Origin of the sequence: Pectobacterium versatile (assembly GCF_020166435.1) — a bacterium.
In the GTDB taxonomy this organism is placed as follows: Bacteria; Pseudomonadota; Gammaproteobacteria; order Enterobacterales; family Enterobacteriaceae; genus Pectobacterium; species Pectobacterium versatile.
This window is the reverse complement of sequence record NZ_JAINZP010000029.1, coordinates 15971-42592: the sequence shown is the minus strand read 5'-3', so window position 1 is coordinate 42592 and position 26622 is coordinate 15971. Positions and strand designations below refer to the sequence as shown.

The window sequence follows — 26622 nt, the reverse complement described above, 5'->3', positions numbered from 1 at the left end:
CACTGGGAAGTGAGCAATAAGTTGCGCAGAATGCGCAGTTATGCTGAAAGTTTGAGTTAGGAATTAATTAATGCAAGGTGGTTCCTATTTAATTGGTGTTTATTAATAGGTTTGGTTCTATTTTAGGTGATAAATAAATCATATAAACATTGTGTGTATGTGGGTGCTTACTCACATTTGGTGAAAAAATGTACATTTAAAAATTGAGGTTTTCGTAAGAAAAACGGGTGCTGTTATGGTTAGGGAAAGTCGATGATTTTGAAGGTGTCGCCAAATTACGCGCCGATTTTTCCTGTGGAATTCATCACGCGAGATCATTCATTTTCAGCATAGTGAAGTGCCGCCATTAACTGGCATAATGCACATGTCATTTTCGGTGAATAGGCTACCTTCGTATCGGGCATAGGGTGGTGTGTTGGCCTAAACTCGTCGGGGTTGAACTCGTTAATGCAGACGAATAGCTGTCATTATCCTGAACGAGCGCACTCACTATTGATATCTGCCGCGCAGGAGCGGGTATACATCGCTATTATTGAGGTTTTCGCATGAAAAAAGTTACCGTTGCCGCAACACAAATGGCGTGTTCCTGGGATCTGCCCAAGAATATCGAAAACGCCGAAAAACTGGTGCGACAAGCGCATGCAAAGGGCGCGCAGGTTATCCTGATTCAGGAACTGTTTGCCGCACCGTATTTCTGTATCGATCAAAGCCCAGAGCACTATGCGCTGGCGCAGGAGCTGGAAACCAGCCCGCTGATTAAGCATTTTTCCGCACTGGCGGCGGAGCTGAACGTGGTGTTGCCGTTGAGCTTCTTTGAGCGTGCCAATAACGCCTATTACAACTCGCTGGTGATGATTGACGCGGACGGCTCCGTGCTGGATGTTTATCGCAAAACGCACATTCCGAATGGCCCGGCGTATCAGGAGAAGCAATTCTTCATTCCGGGCGATACTGGCTTTAAAGTCTGGCAGACGCGCTACGCAAAAATCGGCGTGGGCATTTGCTGGGATCAGTGGTTCCCAGAAACCGCACGCAGCCTGGCGTTGCAGGGTGCCGAGCTGATTTTCTATCCTACCGCGATTGGTTCTGAACCCGCTTACCCAGACATCGACAGCCAGCCGCACTGGACCCGCGTTCAGCAAGGTCACGCCGCTGCGAATCTGGTGCCGGTAATCGCATCCAACCGTATTGGTACAGAAGCCAGCAAATACATCGACGGTCTGGAAATGACGTTCTACGGTTCGTCCTTCATTGCCGACCAAACGGGTGCGCTGTTGGCACAGGCCAATAAGACGGATGAAGCGATTCTGGTGCATGAATTTGATTTAGAGGCCATTGCGGCACAGCGTGCGTCATGGGGCCTGTTCCGCGACCGTCGTCCAGAAATGTACGGCACGATTGCCACCTCTGACGGCAAGACCCGGAGATAAGTGATGTCACAGCTAGCGATTCCTCATCTCACTACGCCGCAGCAGGATGGCTTTGCGATGCCCGCCGAATGGGCACCGCATGATGCCGTGTGGATGATTTGGCCGTATCGTACCGACAACTGGCGCGAGCAGGGCGTTCCGGCGCAGAAAACGTTCGCGCGCGTGGCGGAAGCCATCGCCCAGAACACGCCGGTTATCATGGGCGTGCCTGCACGCTACATGGCAGATGCGCAAAGAGTGATGCCAGTGAACGTCACGCTGGTGGAAATGGAAAGTGACGACGCTTGGATGCGTGATACCGGTCCAACCATCGTGCTGAATCAGGCCGGTGAGCGTCGGGGTATCGACTGGCAGTTCAACGCTTGGGGCGGCGAACTGGGAGGTCTGTATGAAGACTGGCGTCAGGATGAGAAAGTGGCGGCACAGGTGCTGGACTATCATCAGGCCGCACGCTATGCCGCGCCGCTGATTCTGGAAGGTGGGTCGATCCATGTTGATGGTGAAGGCACCCTGCTGACTACGGCGGAATGCTTGCTCAATCCGAACCGTAACCCGCATTTGAGCAAGGCGGAAATCGAACAGCTGATGCGTGATTACCTCGATATTTCGACGGTTATCTGGCTGGAAGAAGGCGTGTATAACGACGAAACCGATGGGCATATCGATAATATGTGCTGTTTCGTGCGCCCCGGTGAAGTGGCGCTGCACTGGACGGATGATGAAAACGATCCGCAGTATGCACGCTCCGTTGCCGCCTATGAGGTGCTGTCGGCTGCGCGGGATGCGCAAGGGCGTGAGTTAAAAATCTGGAAGCTGCCTGCACCCGGCCCGCTGTATGCAACCAAAGAGGAAGCGCAGGGTGTCGACAGCGGCGATGCCGTTGAACGCCTTGCCGGTTCCCGTCTGGCGGGTTCTTATGTGAATTTCCTGATCAGCAATCAGCAGATCGTGTTCCCGCTGCTGGATGAGAAGACGGATGACGTTGCACGCGATCTGCTGCAACAGATGTTCCCTGGTTACCTGATTAGCGGCGTGCCTGCGCGGGAAATCCTGCTGGGTGGGGGAAATATTCACTGCATTACGCAGCAAATCCCTGCGGCGAAGTAAGCGTTGCGCCGTTAGCAGATTGCTGAAAAGAAGAGGGCGAGTATTTTGCTCGCCATAAAAAAAGCCGGTTGGCGCGATAGCGTGAACCGGCTTTTTATCAGACGAACCTTCGTCCGTCTGTTTTCGATAAAAGCTTAGCCGCGTTTAGCATCGGCTGCGGCTTTCACGATGACAGCAAAGGCGTCAGCTTTCAGTGATGCACCGCCAACCAGCGCGCCATCGATGTCCGGCTGGGTGAACAGCTCTGCGGCATTCGCGGCATTCACCGAACCACCGTACTGGATGATCACTTGTTCAGCAACGGCAGCATCTTGCTTGGCGATATGGTCACGGATGAATTTGTGAACAGCCTGAGCCTGTGCTGGAGTTGCAGATTTGCCGGTACCGATAGCCCATACAGGTTCGTAGGCGACAACGGTGTTTTCAAACGCTTTCGCGCCCAGTGTATTCAGCACAGCGTCCAGTTGACGCGCACAGACGGCTTCCGTCTGGCCCGCTTCGTTTTCTGCTTCGGTTTCGCCAATGCACAGCACCGGAATCAGGCCCGCGTCTTTCAGCACACCAAATTTCTTCGCAATGAATTCATCGCTTTCTTTGTGGTAGGTGCGGCGCTCAGAGTGGCCGATGATGATGTACTTCGCGCCGATGTCTTTCAGCATCTCGGCAGACGTTTCGCCAGTGAAAGCGCCAGAAAGATTCACGTCAACGTTCTGCGCGCCCAGAGCAATGCGGCTGCCAGCCAGTTGGTGATTAGCCTGATCGAGATAGATAGCAGGTGGTGCAATCGCTACACCACAGCCGTCAACGGTGCTGAGCGCTTTACGCAGGCCCGCGATCAGTTCGTTGACCATGTGAGTGCTGCCGTTCAGCTTCCAGTTACCCATAACTAATGGATGTCGCATCTTTTTTCCTCCAGCCGGAATCGCGAATGAATCAATATGTTAATGAATCAATGCATTAAAGTACTGCCGTCAGGCAATATAACCTGCCCACAGTATAGAGACGAAATGTGACTGTGGCTCTGTTTTTCGTCATTAATTACCGTGTTGATCACGGTTCAGATAGCGTTAGCTTAATCGGTTCAACAGCAAAAGTTAGCCCTTTTTCACCATCATCTGCAACAACATAACGCAAGGCTCCTTCCGTCTGCTGGTAAAAGCGCCGTCCTTTGCCTTTTCCCAGCAGTTCGGTGACTTTTTTCACACTCTGTTCTTCCGTCAGTGACGGTGCGAACGTGCGTGCCAGCGCAGCCATATAGTCGATGGCCTGCTTACGACACACTGCGGTTTCCTGTTCGCTCTGCGGCTGCGGCAACCAGGTAATTTGCAGCGTTTTGATTTTCCCGGTGCCTTTCTCCAGCGCGGTTGAAGCATAGAGGTGGTCGTTGATCCGGCTGGCTGCGCGGGTCAACATGCTGGTGATATTACTGGTATCGACAACCCGAAATTCACCGATCAGCAGCGTAGGGTTGCTCAGATTGTAGCGAGAACGGAACTGCGTGATGGTTTGATCGAAGGTGGGGGCACCAGCCAGCAGATACGGCGCATTGGCTGAGGTTTTGGGCGGAAACGTCGGATCGGCTCCCGCGTGAGTCTGGTACAGCACCAGCGATGATAAAACTAAAAGTGAAGCGATGCGTTTTCGTGTCATAGGGATTCGGGTCAGCCATTTCAGAAGGTGTCCAGGCCGATAACGGCAGAATACATTCGATTAAAGCGGCATTTGTACGTCGTTGTCAAAAATTGTACGTCGTTGTGAGAAATTGAACGTGGCTGACAAAAATCGCGTAAAGATTGCAGGAAAATACTCGGGTTGAGGTAAAATCAGCCACAATAAAATACAGATTAATTCGGCCAGACAGGCTGACAATTCAGGGCGTTATCGTTAATGACATTACAGCAGTGGTGCTTCTCGTTTAAAGGCCGAGTCGGTCGTCGTGATTTCTGGCTTTGGATGGCGATTTGGGTCGCGCTGATGGCGGTGCTGTTTACGCTATCCGGCCAAAGCTGGCTGGATACGCAATCGACGGCGTTTGGTTTGGTGGTATTGCTGTGGCCGACGGCGGCGATTATGGTGAAACGGCTGCACGACCGTAATAAGAGCGGCTGGTGGGCGCTGTTGTTAGTGGTGGCGTGGATGCTGGTCTCGGGGAATTGGACGATGTTCTCGTCCATCTGGCAGTGGGGCATTGGCCGCTTTTTGCCGATCCTGATTGTCGTGATGACGCTGCTCGACTGCGGCGTTTTTCTGGGGACAAAAGGGGAAAATCGTTTTGGAGCAGCGGCGGAGCCGTTTCGTTTCCGCCGCTAGGTGGTATAGAACGTGGTTTACCAATAGTTTTCAGCAGTCATATGACCGGGTCTGCGGCGCAGGTGCTTGGTCATTTGACGCTCTTCTTTCAGCAACAGCTGAGTGTCGCGTACCATCTGCGGGTTACCGCACAGCATGACGTGGCTGGTTGCTGCATTCATCGGCAAGCCCACGGCGGCTTCCAGCGTACCGCTGCTGATAAGCTGGGGAATGCGGCCCGTCAGCGAGCCCGTTTCTTCTTCCCGGCTGACGACCGTTTGAATACGCAGTTGACCGTGGTAGCGCTGCTGTAATTGCTGCATCAGCGGCAGATAGCTCAGATCGCGTGAGAAGCGGGCGGCGTGAACCAGCACGATATTCTTAAAGCGCTCCAGACCTTTACCTTCCTGAAGAATCGACAGATAAGGGCCGATGCCCGTGCCTGTTGCCAGCATCCACAGCGTTTCACAATCAGGCACTTCTTCCAGCACGAAAAAGCCAGCAGCCTCTTTGACGATCATGACGTCTGAACCGGGCTGCAATGCATGCAGATGCGGGCTGAGCTTGCCTTCTGGTACCGTCACCAGATAGAACTCAAGCGTGGGATCGCTAGGCGCATTCACGTAGGAATAAGCGCGCTGCACTTTCTCGCCATCAATCTCCAGCGCCAGTTTGCCATACTGCCCGGCAGTGAATGCATCAGCGGGCGCGTGAACCCGAATGCTAAACAGACTTTCTGTCCAGTTTTCCACCTGAACCACCTTGCCTGTCACCCATTCAGCCATATTTTTCTGCTCCTGTTGCTTGCATTAGACGCTGCTATTTTTGCATGTAAGTCGTGCATCTACGATACGCCATTTATTAACAACTGTGAAACAATCAGTCTGCCGATCGGTGGTCAGCTACAGCAGGAATTCGTGGAGCGTACGATCCTTACGATCCAGATAGTGCGTCGATTTAATCCGGCGGATCGTGCGGGATTTACCGCGGATCAGCAGCGTTTCTGTGGTGGCCATATTGCCTTTACGCGCGATCCCGTCCAGCAAATCACCTTTGGTGATGCCAGTCGCGGAGAAAATCACGTTGTCGTTGCGCGCCATGTCATCAAGCTTGAGGACGCCACCGGCTTCAATGCCCATTTGTCGGCAGCGTGCCAGCTCATCTTCACCGATGCGGCGGTTTTCAGCGCTATCGCCTTTGACCTGATGACGTGCCAGCAAACGCCCCTGCATATCGCCATCAAGTGCGCGAATAACGGCTGCTGAAATCACGCCTTCTGGCGCGCCGCCGATGCCGTACAGCACGTCAACTTCACTGTCTGGCATGCAGGTGAGGATGGATGCGGCGACGTCGCCGTCTGGAATCGCGAATACCTTCACGCCCAACTGCTGCATTTCTGCGATGCAGGCATCGTGGCGCGGTTTAGCGAGTATAGTCACTGTTAACTGGCTCAGCGGTTTACCCAGCTTCAGTGCGACATTACGCAGGTTGTCCGCCAGCGGCAGGTTGAGGTCAATCACGCCTTTTGCCTCGGGGCCGACAATCAGCTTTTCCATGTACATGTCTGGCGCGTGCAAAAACGTGCCTTTTTCGCCAACGGCCAGCACGGCCAGCGCGTTAGCCTGACCCATTGCCGTCATCCGTGTGCCTTCAATCGGATCGACAGCGATGTCTACGGCATCACCCTGACCTGTACCGACCTGCTCGCCGATGAACAACATAGGCGCTTCGTCGATTTCCCCTTCGCCGATAACAATCTGACCGTTGATATTGACCTGATTCAGCATGATGCGCATTGCCTGTACGGCAGCGTTGTCGGCGGCATTCTTATCGCCACGCCCTAACCACTTATAGCCTGCCAGTGCGGCTGCTTCGGTGACGCGCGAGAACTCAATGGCTAATTCACGTTTCATAAATACCTGTCTATTGTCGATCGGGAAAAGGTGCGGCCTCATGTTAGCCACTTAAGCATGGATTTAGGGGAAACACGGTGATGAGGTTCCCGCAGGGACGCCTCGCACCGTGGTCGCCCCGGTATCTCGGTTCTTAAACGATCAACATTAGGGTGTGGACGAGGATTTTATCACAACGGGGGAGAGTGGCGGTTGGGCGATAGGGAAAAAACGGGCGCGACAGGCGCGCCCGTTGTTGATGGATTAGTGGATCGATTAGGCGTCGTGATCTTCCCAGCTACGGGCACGAGCCACGGCTTTCTGCCAGCCGCTGTAGCGAACGTTGCGCTCTACCGTTTCGATGCTGGGGCGGAATTCCCGCTCGATAGTCGCTTTGCTCTTCACTTCATCCAGATCGTTCCAGAAGCCAGTAGCAAGGCCAGCCAGGAACGCAGCACCCAGTGCCGTGGATTCACGCACTTCTGGACGTTCCACGCGCGTACCGAGAATATCGGACTGGAACTGCATCAGGAAGTTGTTGGCAACCGCACCACCGTCGACACGCAGCGCTTTCAGGCGCGTATTGGCGTCCGCCTGCATGGCATCCAGTACGTCACGGGTCTGGAAAGCGATGGATTCCAGCGTCGCACGAATAATGTGGTTTGCGTTCACGCCACGGGTCAGACCGAAGATCGCGCCACGGGCATACGGGTCCCAATAAGGCGCACCCAAGCCGGTGAAAGCGGGTACGACATAGACGCCGTTAGAGTCCTTCACTTTCGTTGCAAAGTATTCGGAGTCCATTGAGTCGCCGATTAGTTTCAGTTCGTCACGCAGCCATTGGATGGATGCGCCGCCAACGAACACCGAGCCTTCCAGCGCGTAGTTAACTTCGCCACGCGGGCCACAGGCGATGGTGGTCAGCAGGCCGTGTTTGGACAGTACCGCTTCTTTACCGGTGTTCATCAGCAGGAAGCAGCCCGTGCCGTAGGTGTTTTTCGCCATACCTGGATGAACGCAGAGCTGGCCGTACAGCGCTGCCTGCTGGTCGCCTGCAATACCGGCGATAGGAATACGCGTGCCGCCTTTACCGCCAATGTTGGTTTGGCCGTAGATTTCTGAAGAAGCACGTACTTCCGGCAGCATTTCGCGCGGGATATCCAGCGCTTCCAGCATGCGGGTATCCCATTCCAGCGTATGAATGTTAAACAGCATGGTGCGGGAGGCGTTGGTGTAATCTGTTACGTGAACACGCCCTTGCGTCATTTTCCAAATCAGCCAGGTATCGATGGTACCAAACAGCAGTTCACCGCGTTTGGCGCGTTCACGTGAGCCTTCAACGTGATCCAGAATCCATTTCACTTTGGTGCCGGAGAAGTAGGGATCCACCACCAGACCGGTGGTGTTGCGAACGTGTTCTTCCAGACCGTCTTTCTTCAGCTTTTCGCAGATTTCAGCGGTACGACGACACTGCCAGACAATGGCGTTATAAATCGGCTTGCCGCTCTCTTTTTCCCATACGACGGTGGTTTCACGCTGGTTGGTGATACCAATGCCCGCGACTTCATCCGCGTTGATATCGGCTTTAGCCAGCACTTCGACCAGCGTTGAGCTTTGTGAGGCCCAAATCTCCATCGGGTCGTGCTCTACCCAACCTGCTTTTGGATAGATCTGGGTGAATTCACGCTGCGAGACGCTAACGATATTGGCATCGTGATCCAGTACGACGGCGCGGGAGCTGGTTGTGCCTTGGTCGAGCGCGACAATGTATTTTTTTTCCGGGTTCATAAATCCAATCCTGTAATGATTAACCGTGAAATAGGATGGTCGTGGCGTTAAGTTTAACGGCTTTCACGACGGGGAGTAGTTTCTGCCTCAGGTTCGCACACATCACATGGCAGATTGCGGCCAATCAGTGCGCGATAACCGAAGGCGCCCAGACAGGCACCGATAATGGGGCCGAAGATGGGAACCAGGAAGTAAGGAATGTCGCGTGCGCCGGTGAAGGCTACGTTGCCCCAGCCCGCCAGGAAAGCGAACAGCTTAGGCCCAAAGTCACGCGCTGGGTTAAGGGCGAAGCCGGTTAGCGGCCCCATGGATGCACCGATAACGGCAATCAAAATACCGATCAGCAGGGGAGCAAGTGGCCCGCGTGGGATGCCGTTACCATCATCGGTCAGCGCCAGAATCAGGCACATCAGGATGGCGGTGATAACGGTCTCAACCAGCAGTGCCTGCATGACGGAAATGTGCGGGTTTGGATAGGTTGAGAAAATGCCCGCTAAATTCAGGCTTTCCGTGCTGCCGCGCACCATATTGTTGGCTTGTTCAAAATCCACGAACAGATTGTGATACAGACCATAGACCAGTGCGGCGGCACAAAAGGCCCCTGCAATCTGCGCCAGAATGTAAGGTACCACCTTGCGCCCATCGAAGCAGGCAAACAGCCACAGGGCAATAGTGACAGCCGGGTTGAGGTGAGCACCGGAAATGGCGGCGGTCAGGTAGATTGCCATCGCAACCCCTAAGCCCCAAATGATGCTGATTTCCCACTGTCCGAAGCTGGCTCCCGCCAGTTTCAAGGCGGCGACGCAGCCGACACCGAAGAAAATCAGCAGGCCAGTGCCGAGAAACTCGGCGATGCACTGGCCTTTTAGCGTTGAACGTTCTGCTTGGCTCATATTTTTTTCCTGCTGGGTAACGTACAGAGTGGTAGGTCTAAGGATACCGTTGGGGGCATCCTCTGTTTTAAATGTATTTATGATGTGAATTTATCGTTAATGCTCGAAAACGAGAAATATCGAAATTGAAATGTGTGTTGTGCGTCAAGAAAATGAGCGTATTCGCTTATAAAATGACTCGCGGTGGTTTTTTGCCCACGGTTGATAGTAACGCTCAGGTTAAATTTATTAACACTTCCCGTCATACTTCAAGCTGTAGATGCGTTGACAATACTCGGCTCATCACTGAGCCTCGCCCTGAAGGGCCGCCGCAAGCGGCGTTCAAATCGGCTAGGCCGATTTGTCTTTACTCACCCCAGTCACTTACTGGTGTAAGCTCCTGGGGATTTGTGCGATTGCCGCCTTCCTACAACTTGAATTATTTAGGGTCTATAGGAGTAATGGGGAAGCGAACCGGAGTCGTTTTCAGTTTGTACTGCTAGTTTTTCGGTTTGTACTGCTGATTTTTCAGTTTGTACCGATAGTGTTAAGCAAGAAAAGCTGCCACACTCGCGTAGTGGGGGATGTGCGCTAGACAGGGGGCCATTGGCTACATACAATTTCGCTATGGTCTGTCTTGCCAGCCGTCCCGCGGTCAGGATTATGTTTACGGGCGGATGGCGACACCGTTGGGTGTTGGTTACAGCGTTCGAAAGCCAGCGTTAACCGATCTTTGCCTTGTTGCGATTAAAAGGGGTTTGAAGAATGTCATTTGAAGTGTTTGAAAAGCTGGAAGCGAAAGTTCAGCAGGCGATTGATACCATCACGCTGCTGCAAATGGAAATTGAAGAGCTGAAAGAGCAGAACAACGCGCTGTCGCAGGATGTTCAGGCGGCAGCGGGTTCACGTGAAGCGCTGGTGCGCGAGAACGAGCAGTTGAAAGAAGAGCAAGTGGTATGGCAAGAGCGCTTGCGCGCGCTGTTAGGCAAAATGGAAGAAGTCTAATCGGACTTTTGACAGCCAGAGAAGCCTATTCACTGAAGTAGAACGGTGATAATGGGATAGAAGAGTAAGGCGTCCGCGCCAGGGGCAAAAGCGTCATTGACGCTTTTGAACGTCGCTTGCGACGGCCCTGTAAGGGTGAATCTCAGGATGAGATTCATATTGCGCGGCTCGAGCGTACAGGGATGTATTCACAGCGTCTTTACGATCTACCCATTATCATCGCTCGACGTGATAAATCCCCTGAAAATTCAACGATATTATTCAATATCCAGCGGGTCTTCCGCCAAAATAATACCGGTATTATCGGCATACAGATGGTCACCAGAGAAGAAGGTGACGCCACCGAAGTTGACGCGAATATCGCTCTCGCCGATGCCTTCGCTACCTGCACCGACAGGAATCGCTGCCATCGCCTGAATACCGATATCCAGCTCAGCCAAATCGTCAACCTGACGCACTGCGCCATAAACGACAATGCCTTCCCACTCATTTTGCGTCGCCAACCGGGCGATTTCCGCGTTGATCAACGCGCGGCGCACCGAGCCCCCGCCATCGATCAGAAGCACGCGCCCGAGGCCGTTCTCTTCAAGGAGATCGAAAAGCAGGCCGTTATCCTCAAAACATTTCACTGTGGTGATTTTGCCACCAAATGAAGTACGCCCGCCAAAATTAGAGAACAGAGGCTCAACAACATTCACCTCTTCGTGGTAGATATCGCACAGTTCGGAAGTATCGTATTTCATAGGATTAACGTCTGTTTGCCGCCGGAATCATGAGTATATCCCTTTCTGGCGGCTGTTGGCAAAATCATCAAATGTTAACTTGATGCGTATCAGTAAATACGCGCTGCTTTTCGCCTGTGCTCACTTTACCCGCACTAACTCAATATCACGCCGACAGCGAAAAGAATGTTGGTCAACAGCGCGCCTTTCACTGTTTTTTCCAGCATCGGACGCATACTGAATGCGCTGGTTTCACGCAGCACATAGCGCGCTTGCTGAATCAGTAACGGGAGCGTCAGAATAAAGAGCCAGCCTGCCAGACTGTGCAGATAAAACGTTGCAAACAGACCGAGACAAACCGGAGCCAGCAACAGCAGCATTGTGTGGTAGAAGCGCGCTTTTTCCGCACCCAGACGCACTGCCAGCGTGTTCTTTCCACTGATACGATCGTTGTCGATATCGCGCAGATTGTTGATGTTGAGTACCGCCGTCGCCAATAGACCGCAGGCTGTCGCAGGTAGCATCACGATGCTGTCGAAATGTCCGGTTTGCAGGTAATACGACCCCGCAACGCTGAGCCAGCCGAAAAAGATCAGCACCGAAATATCGCCGAGCCCGATGTAGCCATAGGGTTTATTACCGACGGTATAGGTAATGGCGGCGAAAATTGCCAGTAGTCCCAGAATCAGAAAACCGAAGATATCCGCTGGTTTTTCACACGCGAGAATGACCAGCGCCACACCGGAAATAATGGTGAGCGCGATGGTTACGATCAGCGCAGTGCGCAGTTGTGCCAGCGTAATAGCACCGGTCTGGATGCCGCGCAATGGCCCGATACGTTCCTCGGTGTCGCTGCCTTTTATCGCATCCCCATAGTCGTTCGCCAGATTGGAAAGGATTTGTAGCAGTCCGGCGGTCAACAATGCTAGTAATGCTACGCTCGGTTTAAAGCTGCTATGCCAGCTCGCAATCGCCGAGCCAGTGACGATGGACGCAAAAGCTAATGGCAACGTCTTTGGACGCAGACTATCCAGCCAGGCTTTGGTTTTGCTGCTATGGATCGATAAGGTCATGGTGTGCTTCAATTTTTATTGACGATTCACTTGCGTGAATCATCCGTTTATAAACAAAAAAGTCAGTGATGGCGGTGTCAGAAACAAAAGTGGGAGGCCAACGCCTCCCACTTTATCGTTAATCGTGCGATCCGCGAAAACGGATTATAAGATAAATCGACTCAGATCTTCATCTGCTACTAATTCATCCAGATGATTACGTACATAATCTGCGTCAATGGTAACGCTTTGACCGTTCATTTCGCTGGCGTCGTAAGAGACGTCTTCGATCAAACGCTCCATCACGGTATGCAGACGGCGCGCACCGATATTCTCGGTGCTTTCGTTTACCTGCCAGGCTGCTTCGGCAATACGGCGGATACCATCGGCGGTGAATGAAATCTCCACGCCTTCTGTCGCCATCAGCGCTTTGTACTGCTCGGTCAGCGAGGCGCTGGGTTCCGTCAGAATGCGCTCGAAATCTTCTGTGGTCAGTGCCTGCAACTCTACGCGAATCGGCAGACGCCCCTGCAATTCTGGAATCAGATCGGACGGGCTGGCAACCTGGAACGCACCGGACGCGATAAACAGGATGTGGTCGGTTTTGACCATACCGTGCTTGGTCGATACAGTGCAGCCTTCAACCAGAGGCAGCAAATCGCGCTGAACGCCTTCACGGGACACATCCGGGCCGGAGCTTTCGCCGCGCTTACAGATTTTGTCGATCTCATCGATGAATACGATACCGTGCTGTTCGACCGCGTCAATCGCCTGCTGTTTCAGCTCTTCTGGATTCACCAGCTTAGCGGCTTCTTCTTCTATCAACAGCTTGAAGGCATCTTTGATTTTGACCTTACGGGCTTTCTGCTTCTGTCCTGCCAGATTCTGGAACATGGACTGTAGCTGATTGGTCATCTCTTCCATGCCCGGTGGTGCCATGATCTCTACGCCAACAGGAGCGGCAGCCAGATCGATCTCGATCTCTTTGTCGTCCAACTGGCCTTCACGCAGTTTCTTGCGGAATGCCTGACGTGCGGCGGAAGGCTCCGGTGTGCTTTCTGCCTGTCCCCAGTTGTTTTTCGCCGGAGGAATCAGCACGTCGAGAATGCGATCTTCCGCCATCTCTTCCGCACGGAAGCGGTTTTTTTCGATAGACTGAAGGCGCACCATTTTGATCGCGGAATCCGTCAGATCGCGGATGATGGAGTCAACTTCTTTACCAACATAGCCGACTTCGGTGAATTTGGTTGCTTCTACTTTGATGAACGGCGCATTGGCAAGCTTCGCCAGACGACGAGCGATTTCGGTTTTACCGACGCCGGTCGGGCCGATCATGAGAATGTTTTTAGGCGTCACTTCATGGCGGAGAGCTTCATCCAACTGCATACGGCGCCAGCGGTTACGCAGCGCGATGGAGACGGCGCGTTTCGCTTTATGCTGGCCGATGATGTAGCTGTCGAGTTCGCTGACTATCTCGCGCGGGGTCATTTCAGACATAGTTGATCCTTACGCCTTGGAGGCTAATTCTTCTATCGTGTGGAATTGGTTGGTGTAGATACAGATGTCGCCAGCAATCCCCAGAGATTTCTCTACAATATCACGGGCACCCAGTTCGGTATTTTCCAGTAAAGCGCGTGCGGAGGCCTGTGCATAAGGGCCACCAGAACCAATGGCGATAAGATCGTCCTCAGGCTGTATAACATCACCATTACCGGTAATGATCAGTGAGGAATTTTCGTCCGCGACGGCCAGCAAGGCTTCCAGTTTGCGCAGCATACGGTCGGTACGCCAGTCTTTCGCCAGCTCGACAGCGGCTTTCACCAGATGACCCTGATGCAATTCCAGCTTGCGCTCAAAAAGCTCAAAAAGGGTGAAGGCATCTGCTGTACCGCCTGCGAAGCCCGCGATGACGCGGTCATGGTAGAGACGACGTACCTTACGCACGTTGCCTTTCATCACGGTGTTGCCCAGAGTGGCTTGTCCATCACCGCCAATGACCACTAGGCCTTTGCGGCGTACGCTTACAATTGTTGTCACGAGTCAGTCCCCGTTTGAAGAAAAAGATCCCCGTATGATTCGGGGCACATTGATTTTATAAATGGGGGAAAGCGCGGGTTTTTTCAACCCCCGCTGGCAAGAGGAATACAGTTTGATGCGCCCGCGCCCTTAAGACGTTGGAGCATGCTATCTGCGGCAGCACGGTTGTTATAAGGCCCCAGCATAATACGATTCCAGCCACCGTTAGAGGTGATGCGGCTTTCAATACCCGCAAACGCTAGCTGTGCTCTTACTGACTCGGCAGGATCGAGGGTTTTGAAGGAGCCGCACTGAATTGCCCAGCGTTGCGTTTTCTCGACTTTTGGTGCTTCAGGCTGTTTGATGGGTTGCTGCTTCGGCGCTTCCTGTTTTGGCGTTTCTGGTCTTGGAATGTCTTGTCTTGGTACCACAGGCGTCGTTTGCGTGACCACAGGTGCCCGCGTGGTGGGCTGCGTCGTTACGACAGGTGGCTGCTGCATCGATTGGGTCGGCGGCTTAATCGTCACCTGAGAGCGCGGAACCTGCGTCTGGTCGTTATACGGCACTTCGGAAAGCTGTGTTGGCTGACGACGCATATCAGACTGCATCTGTTCCAGCAGTTGGCGCTGTTCATCCGTCAACTGCACTGGAGACTGAATTTCTCCACCAGCCGAAGGTTCTGTTGGCGTGGTGACGCCCAACTGACGATTTTCCAGCTCTTTGATGTAGCGCCAACGTTCTTCTGGCTTGGGCGGTAGCCCATTACCTTTGCCCGCGTTCTGATGCGGAAGGACGGGGGATTCTTCGGGTTTATTATGGGCGATGAAGTACAGACCGCCCGCGAAGGTGACCAAAACGGCAACAGCGAGCGCGACCATCGTTTTGGACGCACCTGAAGCGTTGCCTTTTTTTCGGCTATTTGTCGTTTTCCGGCGCGTTCCTGATGAACGTCCCCGGCTCACGTAGTCTCTTTGTGCCACTGTTTTTTCGCTGTGAATTGATAGGTAAATAACATAATTAGGGGGGTCATGTTACTGAACCCTCAAATATTTGACCAGCACCTGAAGTCTTAAAGCCTGTTACGGGAATAATTCGGGGCTGCGACACTGTCGCGTATGACCAACTCACTGGACAATAGACGCGAACCACTTTGTACCGTGTTACCTTGCAACTGTTCTAAGAGTAGCAGCATTGCCTCACGTCCGATCTGATAACGCGGCTGGGCGACAGATGTCAGAGGAGGCCAGCAGTACTTCGCTTGTTCAATGTCGTCGAAACCAATGATGGAGAGGTCACGCGGGATATTCAGCCCCATTTTTCTAGCCTGCGCCAGTACGCCCAGCGCCATGAGATCGCTATGGCAGAAGATCGCGCTGGGTGGTTGTGGGTGTTGCATCAGCGCAATCAGGCCGCTGATCCCAGTTTCATAGGCGAAATTACCCCGAAAGATGTACTGGTTATCGATGAGAATGCCATTGCGGCGCAAGGCCTGAATGTACCCCTGCAAACGATATTGGCTCAGATGCATGTGCTCTGGGCCGGCAATGCAGGCGATGCGCTGATGACCCGTCTGATACAGATAATGTACGGCGTCAAAGGCGGCAGTCAGGTTATCGATATGCACGGTTGGCAGCGCCAGATCCGGTGAAAACTCATTTGCCATCACCATCGGTGGCAGATTACGCTGTTCTTCCTGGCCTGCGTCAAACGGCAGATTGGAACCGAGTAATAGCATGCCGTCGATCTGCTTGGTAATAATCAGGTCGACGAAGGTTTTTTCTTTCTGATGCTGATGAGCGCAATCGCCAATCAACACCAGATAGCCATGTTCGGCTGCCGTTTCCTCGATCCCGCGAAATATTTCGGAGAAATAAGGATCGCAGATATCTGGCACGATCGTCAGGATAGTGCGCGATTCGTTACGCTTGAGGTTTCTGTTGAGTGCATGAGGCGAATAACCAACGGCGATGACAGCCTGCTCGACCTTCCTGCGGGTGGTCGCAGAGACTTTCTCTGGGTTCATCAACGTTCGGGATACGGTCGCGGTGGAAACACCCGCCTCATCCGCCACGTTTTTCATCGTCGCCGTGGTGACACCTTTCTTCTGCTTCAACGCTTTTCTCCTTGCGTCAGCGTTAACTGGCGCTGACTGTCAGCAGAACGCCCCTGTCTACTGACTTTCTATGATTACGGGTAACGCTTTTCAGGGACGGTATGCCGATGGAACGGTGCTATACCTCAGTAAACGGTCTGGCCTCAGCATACGGCCTGCGCAGACAGTGATAACAGATTGAACGCAGGTTTTGTTGCTTAATTTGCACAAAAAGTGTGATGAATGTCGTGTTCTCGACGCCGATCGCAAAAAATGAATGGCAAGAAACCGAAATGATCTAACAGGAAGCGCTAACCGTCCGTGGGGTCGACATCCAGCATCCATTTCACTTTACGCGCCTGCGGTAGCGTGCCGATCAGCGTCAGCGATGTTCTGACCAGTTTCTGCAATAGCGCTCTGGAGGGGTGCTGTAGCAGGAGTTGCCAACGGAAGCGCCCTGCGCGTTTGGGTTGTAAAGAGGGTACTGGGCCCAATAGCCAGAGTGATTCATCTCGCAATGGGCTCGCCTCCAGCAAATTACGCAACTGCTGGAGGAATAAGGCGGCCTGCTGATTATCGTGATCGTCAGCGCGGAAGAGGATATGGCTGGTAAACGGTGGCAAAAAAACGCTCTTTCGTTCGGTAAGCGCCTGACTGGCAAAGGCATCGTAGCCCTGTTGCAGCAGCGTTTGTAATAGCGGATGTTCCGGATGGTGCGTTTGCAGCGCCACTTCGCCCGCCTTGCCCGCGCGTCCTGCACGACCCGCCACCTGAGTATAGAGCTGGGCAAAACGCTCGGCTGCGCGGAAATCGGCAGAGAACAGCGAACCGTCAACGTCCAGCAAAGCGACCAGCGTCACGTCAGGGAAATGATGCCCTTTCGCCAACATCTGTGTGCCGATGAGAAGGCGTGCACCTCCCTGCCTGACCTGCGAGAGCTGCTGCTCAAGCGCCCCTTTACGGCTGGTGGTATCACGGTCGATGCGGGTGATCGGGACATCTGGAAAGATCGGCGCAAGGCTTTGTTCCAACTGCTCGGTTCCCAGACCGACGGGCACCATATTGGTCGAGCCGCAGCCAGGGCACTGTTGTGGAACCGGACGCTGACTGTCGCAGTGGTGGCAGCGCAACATCTTCTGATGCTGGTGGTAGGTATAGTAGTGATCGCAGCGCTGACACTCTGCAATCCAGCCGCACTCGTGGCACATCACCACGGGGGCGAACCCGCGCCGATTGAGGAACAAAATAACCTGATTATCGTTCGTCAGATGGTGGCGGATGCGGGTAATCAACGGCTGGGATAACCCCGCCGTCAACGGCAGCCCTTTCAGATCGATGACGTGCTGTTTGGCTAGCGCGGCATTGCCCGCTCTTTTGGTCAGATTCAAGCGTCGATATTTGCCGATCTGGACGTTATACAGTGTTTCGAGTGCGGGCGTCGCCGTTCCCATGACGATAGGGATGTCTTCTTCTCTGGCGCGGAAAACCGCCAAATCACGGGCGTGATAGCGCCAGCCTTCCTGTTGTTTGTAGGAACTGTCATGTTCTTCATCGATCACAATCAGCCCCAAACGGGCAAAGGGAGTAAATAACGCTGACCGCGTTCCGATGACGATAGCCGCTTCACCGCTGCGGGCGCGTAGCCAGACGGCGAGGCGTTCGCTGTCGTTGAGTGCCGAGTGCAGCACATCCACCGGAGCGTTAAATCGCTCGCGAAAGCGGGCGATCGTTTGCGGCGTCAGGCCAATTTCCGGCACTAATACCAGCGCCTGTTTGCCCTGTGCCAGCACATTTTCCAGCACGCTGAGATAGACTTCGGTTTTGCCCGAACCGGTGATGCCTGCGAGCAGCCAGGCGGCAAAGTGGTTATCTTCGCTGCGGATCGCGCCGACAGCCGTGGCCTGTTCAGTATTCAGGCGCAGGCGGTCGGTTGCCAGACTAAAGCTTTGGCGCCAGTCGTGAAGCGTTTGCTCTGCGGCCTGTAATTCACATAGCCCTTTGCTACGCAGCGCCTGCAACGCCGTTTCCGTCAGCCCGATTTCGCTTACCTGATGGCGATAAAGCGGCGACTGAAGTAAGGCTGCCAGCGCCTGCTGCTGCTTTACTGCGCGTTTGAGCGTGCTGAGCGGTGTCGCTCGGCCTTGTTCGGTGGCAAACCACTGCCAGAGCGGCGCGCGATGTGCGGGTTTCCCCTGACGCAGTAGTATCGGCAGCGCGTGGAACAGCACTTCGCCAATCGGGTAGTGATAGTACTCGACTGCCCATAGCAAAATGCGCCACAGGCTGGGCGGGAACAGCGGCTGTTCGTCCAGCACGTCATGCACAGGTTTTAATTGCTCAAGCGGAAGTTCGCTGGTGTCGCTCAGCGCGGTAATAATGCCGATCGCTTTACGGTGACCAAAGGAGACGCTGACGCGTGCGCCGACCTGCGGAGTTATTCCTCCTGCGGGTAGCAAGTAATCGAATGTACGTGCCAATGGCACGGGCAAAGCGACCTGAGCGACAGACATAACTTCTCCGTGATAGTCGATCTGGATTTGCGCGGCGATCCACGACATAACCGAGTGGTTTGTATCATGCGCGACGCAGGCAGAAAATAAGGCAAGGCGCTAGTGTACATGCTGCGAGGGATAATGTGTGGATGCGATTGCATCGGGGTATCAGATTCTGTATGATCCGCCGCCACTATGCTGTTCGCATAATGAAACTTACTTATACAACTTTCGTGTGGTGTCTGGCGGAACAGGGCTGGATAGCGACACGGCCTTAACAGAGGTTTCCCCATGAAAAAAGGTATTCACCCGAATTATTCTGAAGTTACTGTAACTTGCTCTTGCGGTAACGTGATCAAAACCCATTCTACTGTGGGTCGTGACCTGAACCTGGACGTTTGTGGCGAATGCCACCCGTTCTACACTGGCAAACAACGTGATGTTGCAACTGGTGGCCGTGTTGACCGCTTCAACAAGCGTTTCTCCGTACCAGGCGCTAAAAAATAAGTTTTACTGGCCTCATCGGCCTAGTAACTTTCTGCAAAGGCACCGACAGGTGCCTTTGTTGTTTCTGGCGTATCAGTGTCCCTGCTGGCGTTTTACCAGCATCCCCAGAACGAAGATGCCGCCCAATCCCGCTGTAATAATCCCGATGGGTAATTCCTGGGGGGCCAGCAACTGTCGGCTGAGCCAATCGCCGCCGCACAGCAGTATCGCGCCCAGTATGGCGGTCAGTGGCAGCAGCTTCTTGTGCAGTACGCCGCTCAACGGGCGAGCCAGATGGGGAATCATCAGGCCGATAAAACCGATCACGCCGGTCAGCGCGACTAACAGCGACGTGGCGAACGCGCAGCAGATAAAAATTTCCACCCGTACGCGGGACAGATTAACGCCCATTGAGGCCGCCGTTTGTCCGCCCGCCAGCAGAGCGTCGAGCGCCCGCCAGCGCAGAGCGGTGAGGCCGAATAGCAGCAGGACGCTGAACACCGCGAACGGTAATGTGTCCCAACGGGCAAGACCCAGCCCGCCCAGTGACCAGAAAAGAATCGAGCTGGCGGCCCGCTGATCGCCGGAAAACACCAGATAGTTCGTCAGGGCGCCGAACAGAAACGAGATCGCCAATCCGCAGATGATCAATCGCTCTGCGCCCCGCGCCTGTTGCAGCAGGAACAACACCGTCACGGCGACGGCCGATAAAATGCCGCCACAGAAGGCCGCCATCGGCAGCGCCCAGTCACCGAGTTGCTCGCCAAAGCGGGTGATGACGGCGACCGCGCCTGCTGAGGCTCCGGCAGACAGGCCGAATAGAAAAGGGTCGGCCAGATCGTTGCGGGTTGCCGTTTGCAAAAAGGCACCGACCATCGCTAAACCTGCACCGCACAACGCTGCCAGCAGGCTGCGGGGAATACGCAGCTCCAGAATGATGCGTGACGTCATCGGCGAGACGTCTGCCGATGATAACCCCAATACGCTGGCGACCTGCGTAAGGGGAATCGTTGTGCTGCCTGTCGCAATATTTAACAGCATCAGCCCAACCAATATCAGCAGCGCGATAACGACGGTAGCGGCATAACGTGAAGACGTTGGGTTCACTTAAAGGCATCCGGGTAGAGTGCGCGTGCCAGTTTATCAATAGCGGCGATATTCGCTGGTCCCGGCGTAAGTTCTGCATATTGCAGTTTCAGATAGCGATGCTGCTGTACGGCTGGGGTAAATCTCATTAGCGGATGTGATTCCAGAAAGCGCCTTAACGCATCCGCCCCGTTGCCCGTCTGGTAATCCAGCAAAATAATAAAGTCGGGCTCGCGGGCCGCCACGCTTTCCCACGAGGTGGAAGCCCAGCTCGTTTCCATATCGTCCATTACGTTCTTACCGCCAGCCGCTTCAATGATGGCGGTTGGCATAGCGAATTTCCCGCTGGTAAAGGGCTTATCGTCGCCAGAGTCATACAGAAAAACTTTCTGCTTTGGCTGATTGCCAATATGGGTTTGCAGTTCGGCAATCTGCTGTTTCCAGCCGTCAATCTGTTCCTGAGCCTGTTCCTGCTTACCAAAAACTTTCCCCAGTTTCAGCATGTCGCCGTAGAGCAGATCCATGCTGGCACGTGGACGCTGTTGCTGTTGATCGGTGAACACGCAGCTTTCGCTGAGTACCAGCGTCTGAATGCCGTATTTTTTCAGCGATTGCGGGGTGACTTCACCGCCCACTTTCATGCCGTAGTTCCACCCAGCAAAGAAGAAATCCGGGTGTACGGCCAGCAGGTTTTCTAACGTCGGGTATTTTGCTGCCAGTTCAGGGATCGTGCCCTGCTGCTTGATAAAGTCTGGAGGTGCCTTATACCAGCCGGTGATCCCAGTCAGCCCGACGATATTCTTTTGCAGCCCAAGCGCAAACGCCATTTCCGTCATGTTCAGGTCATGGATAACGGCTCGCTGCGGCGGCTGGGTGAAAGTGAGCGGTTGTCCACAGCTGTCGACCGTGATCGGAAAACCAGAAGCGTGTGCCCAGCACGACGTCAATGCCAGCAGTCCAGACAGAAGCGTTATTTTCATCATGGTTCCTTAGTGCAGTTCAGGGGCTTCAAAGATGCGAATGGGCGAGCCGTTTAGCGGATGCGGCACCGTAAAGCTCTCCATCCCAAATACGGATTTCACACAGTCGGCGCTCAGCGCGTGTGCGGGCGTTCCCCAGCGGAGTAGCGTTCCCTGCTGCAAAACGGCGACGCGGTCGGCAAAGGGGGTAATGAGTGGCAGGTCATGTAGCACCGCCAGCGTTGAAATACCGCGTTTCCGCACGAGAGACAGCAACTGCGCGCGCGCTAACGGATCGAGATGGTTAGTCGGTTCATCCAGCAGCAGGAGCTGCGGCGTTTGTGCAAAAGCACGCGCCAGTGCCGCGCGTTGACGTTCCCCGCCGGAGAGTGTGCCCAGCAGGCGGTGGCGCAGCGGTAATAAGCCAGTATCGTCCAGCGCTTCTTCGATGAGCTGGCGATCCTGCGCAGGTGTGCTGAACCCGTGGTGTGGAATTCGTCCTAAGGCGACGTATTCCGCGACCCGCAAACGCAGATCCGGTGCATCGTTCTGCGCCAGAATTGCGATGCGCTTTGCTCGTTCATGGCGGCTGAGTGTGTTCAACGGCTGGCCGTTCAACTGGATGTACCCCGTTGTCGCGCCGAGTTCGCTGGTTAACACGCGTAGCAGCGTGGACTTACCACTGCCGTTGGGCCCAACCAGCGCCAAACGCTCTCCAGCTTGCATGGACAGAGAAATATCACTGAGCCTCGGCGTGCGATTGGCGTCGGCAACGGAAACATGGTGAAGCTGTAGCAGCACGGGTTTCGTGGAGAGAAGCTCTGTCATGATGCGGGCATATCACCGTTATACGCTAAAAGTGATATGTTATAACATAACAAATTAAATGCAATCCCGATTCACAACGTGAGCGGAAAGAAAGGAAGAAGTGCGAGCGGCGGAGGTTGAGGTTCAGGTTAATGAGGAGTGATGTGTTGAGCGGGATTCTCTGCATAGCAAAACCCCGCCAGAGGAGGCGGGGTTAGCAAGAAAATCGATAGTGCAAACGCGATCAGTATTCCCACGTATCTGGGTCGATACCCATTTCACGCATGATGATTTTCGCGGCTTCAGGAATTTCATCGCTGCGTTCTTTACGCAGGTCTTCGTCATTCGGTAACGGTTGTCCCGTGAACGCGTGCAGAAACGCCTCGCACAGCAGCTCGCTGTTGGTGGCGTGGCGCAGGTTGTTCACCTGACGACGCGTGCGTTCGTCAGTCAGTATCTTTAATACTTTTAATGGGATAGATACTGTTATCTTCTTGACTTGCTCGCTTTTTTTACCGTGTTCAGCGTAAGGGCTGACATACTCGCCGTTCCACTCAGCCATGGGATACCTTAAAAATTAATCTAATGAAGACAGCATCTGTCATGAAATGCCACAATTCTAGCGGTTATTATGCTTATGCTCAATCTATACGCAAAGAAGTTTAGATGTCTAGATGTGTTGACGTCCATTAAAACTGCGTTTACTCTTAAGTTCCTATCTTTTCAGCCTCCAGCCAGGAAATGAGCCGATGACGCGTAAACAGGCAACGATCGCAGTCCGCAGTGGGTTAAATGATGATGAGCAGTATGGCTGCGTCGTCCCCCCCATTCACCTTTCCAGCACGTATAACTTTACCGGATTCAACCAGCCACGCGCACACGACTATTCGCGTCGCGGTAACCCCACGCGTGATGTTGTGCAGCGTGCGCTTGCCGAACTGGAAGGCGGTGCAGGTGCGGTAATGACGAGCAGCGGAATGTCGGCGATTATGCTGGTTTGCACGGTGTTCCTGCGTCCCGGCGATCTGCTGGTGGCACCGCATGATTGCTACGGCGGCAGTTATCGTCTGTTTGACAGTCTGAGCAAGCGCGGCGCGTTTCGCGTCAAATTTGTCGATCAAAGTGATACCGATGCACTCAACGCGGCGCTGGCAGAAAAGCCGAAGCTGGTGCTGGTGGAAAGCCCGAGCAATCCGCTGCTGCGCGTCGTGGATATTGCTGCAATTTGTCAGGCTGCGCGGGAAGCTGGCGCGGTCAGCGTGGTGGATAATACCTTCCTGAGCCCGGCGTTGCAGAAGCCGCTGGAGCTGGGTGCCGATCTGGTGGTGCATTCGTGCACCAAGTACCTGAATGGTCACTCTGATGTCGTCGCGGGTGCGGTGATCGCCAAAGATGCCGATACCATTACTGAACTGGCCTGGTGGGCGAACAACATCGGTGTTACGGGCGCGGCGTTTGACAGCTATCTGCTGCTACGCGGCCTGCGTACCTTATCGCCACGTATGGCAGCCGCGCAGCGTAATGCGCAACAAGTGGTTGAATTCTTACAGACGCAGCCGCTGGTGAAGGCGCTGTACCATCCTTCACTGCCGAATAATCCCGGTCATGATATTGCCCGCCGTCAACAATCCGGCTTTGGCGCTATGCTAAGTTTTGAGCTGGATGGGGATGAAGACACCTTGCGGCGTTTTCTGGCGTCGCTGGAATTGTTCACGCTGGCAGAATCGCTGGGCGGCGTTGAAAGCCTCATCTCTCATGCGGCAACGATGACGCATGCCGGTATGGCGCCAGAAGCGCGTGCCGCAGCGGGTATCTCTGAAACATTACTGCGTATTTCCACTGGCATTGAAGACGGCGATGATCTGGTTGCCGATCTGGATCGTGCGTTTCAAGCCGCTGCCAAGAGGTAAGAATGAGTGCATTAGGAGTAGCGCCATCGGTAACGGGCCGACAGCTGCATAAGTTTGGCGGTAGCAGTCTGGCCGATGTGAAGTGTTACCTGCGCGTAGCCGGTATTATGGCGGAGTATAGCCACCCCGGTGATTTGATGGTGGTGTCTGCCGCTGGCAGTACCACAAACCAGCTGATTAGCTGGTTGAAACTGAGCCAAAGCGATCGTCTGTCGGCACATCAGGTTCAGCAGGCATTACGCCGCTACCACAGTGAACTGATTGCCGGGCTTCTGCCTGCGCAAGAGGCAGAAGCGCTGACCGCCCAGTTTATTCGCGATCTGGAGCGTTTGGCTGCGCTGCTGGATGGCAAGATGACGGATGCCGTCTACGCCGAAGTGGTCGGGCACGGTGAAATCTGGTCGGCTCGCCTGATGTCCGCTGTGCTTAATCACCGGGATATGAATGCAGCGTGGCTGGATGCGCGTGATTTTCTCTGTGCGGAGCGTGCCGCGCAGCCGCAGGTTGATGAAGGCCGTTCCTGGCCGCTGTTGCAGCAATATCTGACGCAACACACAGGGCAGCGCTTAGTGGTAACCGGTTTTATCAGCCGCAATGATGCGGGTGAAACGGTGCTGCTGGGGCGCAACGGGAGTGACTATTCCGCTACACAAATTGGTGCGTTGGCGGGCGTTGAGCGCGTGACCATCTGGAGCGACGTCGCCGGGGTGTATAGCGCTGACCCGCGCAAAGTGAAAGATGCCTGCCTGCTGCCGCTGCTGCGTTTGGATGAAGCCAGTGAACTGGCACGTCTGGCTGCGCCAGTGTTACATACGCGTACCTTACAGCCTGTTTCCGGCAGCGATATCGATTTGCAACTGCGTTGCAGCTATCAGCCTGAACAGGGATCGACGCGCATTGAACGCGTGTTGGCGTCAGGAACGGGTGCCAAAATTGTCACCAGCCACGACGATGTCTGCCTGATTGAAGTTCAGGTTCCTTCCGAACACGATTTCGCGTTGCTGCAAAAAGAAGTCGAACAGCTTCTGAACCGTGCGCAGTTGAAACCGCTGGCGATCGGCGTTCATCAGGATCGTAACCTGCTGCAACTGTGCTACACCTCCGAAGTGGTGGATAGCTCGCTGCAACTGCTGGCACAGGCTGCGTTGCCCGTTGAGCTCAACCAGCGTGACGGATTGGCGATGGTCGCGATGGTCGGTGCAGGCGTGGGTAAAAATCCGCTGCACAGTCACCGTTTCTATCAGCAGTTGAAAGATCAGCCGATTGAATTTGTCCGCCAGGCCGATGATGGCATCAGTCTGGTTGCTGTGCTGCGCGTTGGTCCGACGGAGCATTTGATTCGTGGGTTGCACCATTCACTGTTCCGGGCAGAAAAACGTATTGGGTTAGTGCTGTTTGGCAAAGGGAATATTGGTTCACGCTGGCTGGAGCTGTTTGCGCGTGAGCAGAGTAACCTGTCTGCACGTACCGGTTTTGAGTTTGTACTGGCCGGTGTGGTGGACAGTACGCGCAGCCTGTTGAACTATGACGGACTGGATGCCAGCCGTGCGTTGGCGTTCTTCGAAAGTGAAGCGCAAGAGCGGGATGGCGAAGATCTGTTCCTGTGGATGCGTTCGCATCCCTTCGATGATTTGGTGGTGCTGGACGTCACCGCCAGTGAGTCGGTCGCCGATCTGTATCTGGACTTCGCCAGCTATGGTTTCCATGTCATCAGCGCCAATAAATTGGCGGGTGCATCAGGCGGCAATAACTATCGCCAGATCCGCGACGCGTTCGCGAAAACGGATCGTCACTGGTTGTATAACGCGACCGTCGGCGCAGGGTTGCCAGTCAACTTTGCGGTACGCGATCTGCGAGAAAGCGGCGACAGTATTCTGGCGATTAGCGGGATTTTCTCCGGCACGCTTTCCTGGCTGTTCTTGCAGTTTGACGGCACCGTGCCGTTCACCGAACTGGTCGATCAGGCTTGTCAGCAGGGGCTGACCGAGCCGGATCCGCGTGTTGACCTTTCCGGTCAGGACGTTATGCGCAAGCTGGTGATTCTGGCGCGTGAGGCTGGCTATGATATCGAACCGAGTCAGGTTCGGGTTGAGTCGCTGGTGCCGCCGGGCTGTGAACAGGGCTCTGTCGATTACTTCTTCGAGAACGGCGATTCGCTGAACGAACAGATGCTGCAACGTCTGGAAGCAGCACAGGAAATGGGCTTGGTTCTGCGTCACGTCGCACGCTTTGACAGCAATGGTAAAGCGCGCGTGGGCGTTGAAGCGGTTCGCCCCGATCATCCGCTGGCCTCACTGCTGCCGGGTGATAACGTGTTTGCGATCGAAAGCCGCTGGTATCGGGATAACCCGTTGGTTATCCGTGGGCCAGGTGCAGGGCGCGATGTCACGGCGGGTGCGCTTCAATCTGACCTAAACCGTCTGGCACAGTTACTGTAAAATCTGCTGTAAGCGCAACATACCGTTGGCCGTCTCCGCGCATGGGGAGATGGCCAATACTCAAGAGACCCATTCCCTCGTTTCCCTTTTCGCTAAAAAATCCCCACCGCTATCTTCCCGTCAGTCGTGTCATTGAAATGTCACAGTGACAACACGCCACTGACACGATGTCACCGCAC

Annotated in this window: 24 protein-coding genes; 7 read left to right on the top strand and 17 right to left on the bottom strand. The window is 54.3% G+C overall.

Going from position 1 to position 26622, the window contains the following annotated elements:
* The first annotated feature begins 545 nt into the window (after positions 1-545).
* A complete protein-coding gene (gene aguB / locus K7X24_RS20480) occupies positions 546-1430 on the top strand; it encodes an N-carbamoylputrescine amidase (protein ID WP_039474891.1) in 885 nt (294 codons plus the stop codon).
* A gap of 3 nt (positions 1431-1433) precedes the next feature.
* The gene (gene aguA / locus K7X24_RS20475; protein WP_224558110.1) at positions 1434-2537 is read left to right on the top strand and encodes an agmatine deiminase; all 1104 of its coding nucleotides are present in this window, start codon (positions 1434-1436) and stop codon (positions 2535-2537) included.
* Positions 2538-2671: 134 nt separating this feature from the next.
* On the opposite strand, the gene tpiA is transcribed toward aguA, so the two are convergent.
* Together tpiA and K7X24_RS20465 are read right to left on the bottom strand one after the other, a co-directional pair.
* Positions 2672-3439 carry a triose-phosphate isomerase gene (tpiA, locus tag K7X24_RS20470; protein WP_039491869.1) on the bottom strand — a complete coding sequence of 256 codons (768 nt, stop codon included), beginning with the start codon at positions 3437-3439 and terminating at the stop codon, positions 2672-2674.
* A gap of 148 nt (positions 3440-3587) precedes the next feature.
* Positions 3588-4187 (bottom strand): YiiQ family protein, encoded by a 600-nt coding sequence (locus K7X24_RS20465; RefSeq protein WP_224558109.1) that lies wholly within the window; start codon positions 4185-4187, stop codon positions 3588-3590.
* A gap of 237 nt (positions 4188-4424) precedes the next feature.
* On the opposite strand from K7X24_RS20465, the gene K7X24_RS20460 reads away from it, so the two are divergent.
* Positions 4425-4847 (top strand): DUF805 domain-containing protein, encoded by a 423-nt coding sequence (locus K7X24_RS20460; protein ID WP_095700925.1) that lies wholly within the window; start codon positions 4425-4427, stop codon positions 4845-4847.
* A gap of 17 nt (positions 4848-4864) precedes the next feature.
* Here K7X24_RS20460 and fpr read toward each other — a convergent pair whose 3' ends face one another.
* The 4 genes from fpr to K7X24_RS20440 form a co-directional block, all read right to left on the bottom strand.
* Positions 4865-5611, bottom strand: coding sequence for a ferredoxin--NADP(+) reductase (fpr, locus tag K7X24_RS20455; RefSeq protein ID WP_224558108.1), 747 nt, complete (start codon positions 5609-5611; stop codon positions 4865-4867).
* A gap of 117 nt (positions 5612-5728) precedes the next feature.
* The gene (glpX, locus tag K7X24_RS20450; protein ID WP_224558107.1) at positions 5729-6739 is read right to left on the bottom strand and encodes a class II fructose-bisphosphatase; all 1011 of its coding nucleotides are present in this window, start codon (positions 6737-6739) and stop codon (positions 5729-5731) included.
* A 255-nt stretch (positions 6740-6994) separates the two neighbouring features.
* Positions 6995-8506 carry a glycerol kinase GlpK gene (gene glpK, locus K7X24_RS20445; RefSeq protein WP_224558106.1) on the bottom strand — a complete coding sequence of 504 codons (1512 nt, stop codon included), beginning with the start codon at positions 8504-8506 and terminating at the stop codon, positions 6995-6997.
* A gap of 53 nt (positions 8507-8559) precedes the next feature.
* Positions 8560-9399: an MIP/aquaporin family protein gene (locus K7X24_RS20440; RefSeq protein WP_224558105.1), complete on the bottom strand. Its 840-nt coding sequence runs from the start codon at positions 9397-9399 to the stop codon at positions 8560-8562.
* 744 nt (positions 9400-10143) lie between these two features.
* Here K7X24_RS20440 and zapB point away from each other — a divergent pair.
* Positions 10144-10383, top strand: a complete 240-nt coding sequence (zapB, locus tag K7X24_RS20435; protein ID WP_010281529.1) for a septal ring assembly protein ZapB — start codon at positions 10144-10146, stop codon at positions 10381-10383.
* A 257-nt stretch (positions 10384-10640) separates the two neighbouring features.
* On the opposite strand, the gene rraA is transcribed toward zapB, so the two are convergent.
* The 7 genes from rraA to priA form a co-directional block, all read right to left on the bottom strand.
* Positions 10641-11126, bottom strand: a complete 486-nt coding sequence (gene rraA, locus K7X24_RS20430) for a ribonuclease E activity regulator RraA (protein ID WP_039486799.1) — start codon at positions 11124-11126, stop codon at positions 10641-10643.
* 134 nt (positions 11127-11260) lie between these two features.
* Positions 11261-12178, bottom strand: a complete 918-nt coding sequence (locus tag K7X24_RS20425) for a 1,4-dihydroxy-2-naphthoate polyprenyltransferase (RefSeq protein ID WP_224558104.1) — start codon at positions 12176-12178, stop codon at positions 11261-11263.
* 144 nt (positions 12179-12322) lie between these two features.
* A complete protein-coding gene (gene hslU / locus K7X24_RS20420) occupies positions 12323-13654 on the bottom strand; it encodes an HslU--HslV peptidase ATPase subunit (protein WP_224558103.1) in 1332 nt (443 codons plus the stop codon).
* A 9-nt stretch (positions 13655-13663) separates the two neighbouring features.
* Positions 13664-14194 carry an ATP-dependent protease subunit HslV gene (gene hslV, locus K7X24_RS20415; RefSeq protein ID WP_198997640.1) on the bottom strand — a complete coding sequence of 177 codons (531 nt, stop codon included), beginning with the start codon at positions 14192-14194 and terminating at the stop codon, positions 13664-13666.
* A gap of 83 nt (positions 14195-14277) precedes the next feature.
* Positions 14278-15153: a cell division protein FtsN gene (gene ftsN, locus K7X24_RS20410; protein ID WP_224558102.1), complete on the bottom strand. Its 876-nt coding sequence runs from the start codon at positions 15151-15153 to the stop codon at positions 14278-14280.
* A gap of 89 nt (positions 15154-15242) precedes the next feature.
* Positions 15243-16286, bottom strand: coding sequence for a DNA-binding transcriptional regulator CytR (gene cytR / locus K7X24_RS20405; protein ID WP_224558101.1), 1044 nt, complete (start codon positions 16284-16286; stop codon positions 15243-15245).
* A gap of 290 nt (positions 16287-16576) precedes the next feature.
* A complete protein-coding gene (gene priA / locus K7X24_RS20400) occupies positions 16577-18775 on the bottom strand; it encodes a primosomal protein N' (RefSeq protein WP_224558100.1) in 2199 nt (732 codons plus the stop codon).
* Positions 18776-19048: 273 nt separating this feature from the next.
* Here priA and rpmE point away from each other — a divergent pair, with 273 nt between their 5' ends.
* A complete protein-coding gene (gene rpmE, locus K7X24_RS20395; RefSeq protein ID WP_039307778.1) occupies positions 19049-19264 on the top strand; it encodes a 50S ribosomal protein L31 in 216 nt (71 codons plus the stop codon).
* A gap of 72 nt (positions 19265-19336) precedes the next feature.
* Here the strand turns inward: rpmE and K7X24_RS20390 are convergent, their stop codons facing one another.
* The 4 genes from K7X24_RS20390 to metJ all read right to left on the bottom strand — a co-directional run bounded on the left by K7X24_RS20390 (position 19337) and on the right by metJ (position 22657).
* Positions 19337-20350 carry a FecCD family ABC transporter permease gene (locus tag K7X24_RS20390; protein ID WP_224558099.1) on the bottom strand — a complete coding sequence of 338 codons (1014 nt, stop codon included), beginning with the start codon at positions 20348-20350 and terminating at the stop codon, positions 19337-19339.
* Positions 20347-21309 (bottom strand): ABC transporter substrate-binding protein, encoded by a 963-nt coding sequence (locus K7X24_RS20385; RefSeq protein WP_224558098.1) that lies wholly within the window; start codon positions 21307-21309, stop codon positions 20347-20349. The genes K7X24_RS20390 and K7X24_RS20385 overlap by 4 nt, the downstream gene beginning before the upstream one ends.
* Before the next feature lie 9 nt (positions 21310-21318).
* Positions 21319-22116: an ABC transporter ATP-binding protein gene (locus K7X24_RS20380; RefSeq protein ID WP_010299273.1), complete on the bottom strand. Its 798-nt coding sequence runs from the start codon at positions 22114-22116 to the stop codon at positions 21319-21321.
* Positions 22117-22339: 223 nt separating this feature from the next.
* Complete coding sequence (gene metJ, locus K7X24_RS20375) at positions 22340-22657, bottom strand: met regulon transcriptional regulator MetJ (RefSeq protein ID WP_005973355.1); 318 nt, start codon at positions 22655-22657, stop codon at positions 22340-22342.
* A gap of 187 nt (positions 22658-22844) precedes the next feature.
* On the opposite strand from metJ, the gene metB reads away from it, so the two are divergent.
* Together metB and K7X24_RS20365 are read left to right on the top strand one after the other, a co-directional pair.
* Entirely contained in the window at positions 22845-24005 is a 1161-nt protein-coding gene (metB, locus tag K7X24_RS20370) for a cystathionine gamma-synthase (protein WP_039281157.1), read from the top strand.
* Between the two features lie 2 nt (positions 24006-24007).
* Positions 24008-26443, top strand: a complete 2436-nt coding sequence (locus K7X24_RS20365; RefSeq protein ID WP_224558097.1) for a bifunctional aspartate kinase/homoserine dehydrogenase II — start codon at positions 24008-24010, stop codon at positions 26441-26443.
* The last annotated feature ends 179 nt before the right edge of the window (positions 26444-26622 follow it).

What these genes read in the sequence shown, in the direction of transcription:
- aguB (WP_039474891.1), top strand. Translation starts at nt 546, where the DNA reads ATGAAAAAAGTTACCGTTGCCGCAACACAAATGGCGTGTTCCTGGGAT.
- aguA (WP_224558110.1), top strand. Translation starts at nt 1,434, where the DNA reads ATGTCACAGCTAGCGATTCCTCATCTCACTACGCCGCAGCAGGATGGC.
- tpiA (WP_039491869.1), bottom strand. Translation starts at nt 3,439, where the DNA reads ATGCGACATCCATTAGTTATGGGTAACTGGAAGCTGAACGGCAGCACT.
- K7X24_RS20465 (WP_224558109.1), bottom strand. Translation starts at nt 4,187, where the DNA reads ATGACACGAAAACGCATCGCTTCACTTTTAGTTTTATCATCGCTGGTG.
- K7X24_RS20460 (WP_095700925.1), top strand. Translation starts at nt 4,425, where the DNA reads ATGACATTACAGCAGTGGTGCTTCTCGTTTAAAGGCCGAGTCGGTCGT.
- fpr (WP_224558108.1), bottom strand. Translation starts at nt 5,611, where the DNA reads ATGGCTGAATGGGTGACAGGCAAGGTGGTTCAGGTGGAAAACTGGACA.
- glpX (WP_224558107.1), bottom strand. Translation starts at nt 6,739, where the DNA reads ATGAAACGTGAATTAGCCATTGAGTTCTCGCGCGTCACCGAAGCAGCC.
- glpK (WP_224558106.1), bottom strand. Translation starts at nt 8,506, where the DNA reads ATGAACCCGGAAAAAAAATACATTGTCGCGCTCGACCAAGGCACAACC.
- K7X24_RS20440 (WP_224558105.1), bottom strand. Translation starts at nt 9,399, where the DNA reads ATGAGCCAAGCAGAACGTTCAACGCTAAAAGGCCAGTGCATCGCCGAG.
- zapB (WP_010281529.1), top strand. Translation starts at nt 10,144, where the DNA reads ATGTCATTTGAAGTGTTTGAAAAGCTGGAAGCGAAAGTTCAGCAGGCG.
- rraA (WP_039486799.1), bottom strand. Translation starts at nt 11,126, where the DNA reads ATGAAATACGATACTTCCGAACTGTGCGATATCTACCACGAAGAGGTG.
- K7X24_RS20425 (WP_224558104.1), bottom strand. Translation starts at nt 12,178, where the DNA reads ATGACCTTATCGATCCATAGCAGCAAAACCAAAGCCTGGCTGGATAGT.
- hslU (WP_224558103.1), bottom strand. Translation starts at nt 13,654, where the DNA reads ATGTCTGAAATGACCCCGCGCGAGATAGTCAGCGAACTCGACAGCTAC.
- priA (WP_224558100.1), bottom strand. Translation starts at nt 18,775, where the DNA reads ATGTCTGTCGCTCAGGTCGCTTTGCCCGTGCCATTGGCACGTACATTC.
- rpmE (WP_039307778.1), top strand. Translation starts at nt 19,049, where the DNA reads ATGAAAAAAGGTATTCACCCGAATTATTCTGAAGTTACTGTAACTTGC.
- K7X24_RS20385 (WP_224558098.1), bottom strand. Translation starts at nt 21,309, where the DNA reads ATGAAAATAACGCTTCTGTCTGGACTGCTGGCATTGACGTCGTGCTGG.
- K7X24_RS20380 (WP_010299273.1), bottom strand. Translation starts at nt 22,116, where the DNA reads ATGACAGAGCTTCTCTCCACGAAACCCGTGCTGCTACAGCTTCACCAT.
- metJ (WP_005973355.1), bottom strand. Translation starts at nt 22,657, where the DNA reads ATGGCTGAGTGGAACGGCGAGTATGTCAGCCCTTACGCTGAACACGGT.
- metB (WP_039281157.1), top strand. Translation starts at nt 22,845, where the DNA reads ATGACGCGTAAACAGGCAACGATCGCAGTCCGCAGTGGGTTAAATGAT.
- K7X24_RS20365 (WP_224558097.1), top strand. Translation starts at nt 24,008, where the DNA reads ATGAGTGCATTAGGAGTAGCGCCATCGGTAACGGGCCGACAGCTGCAT.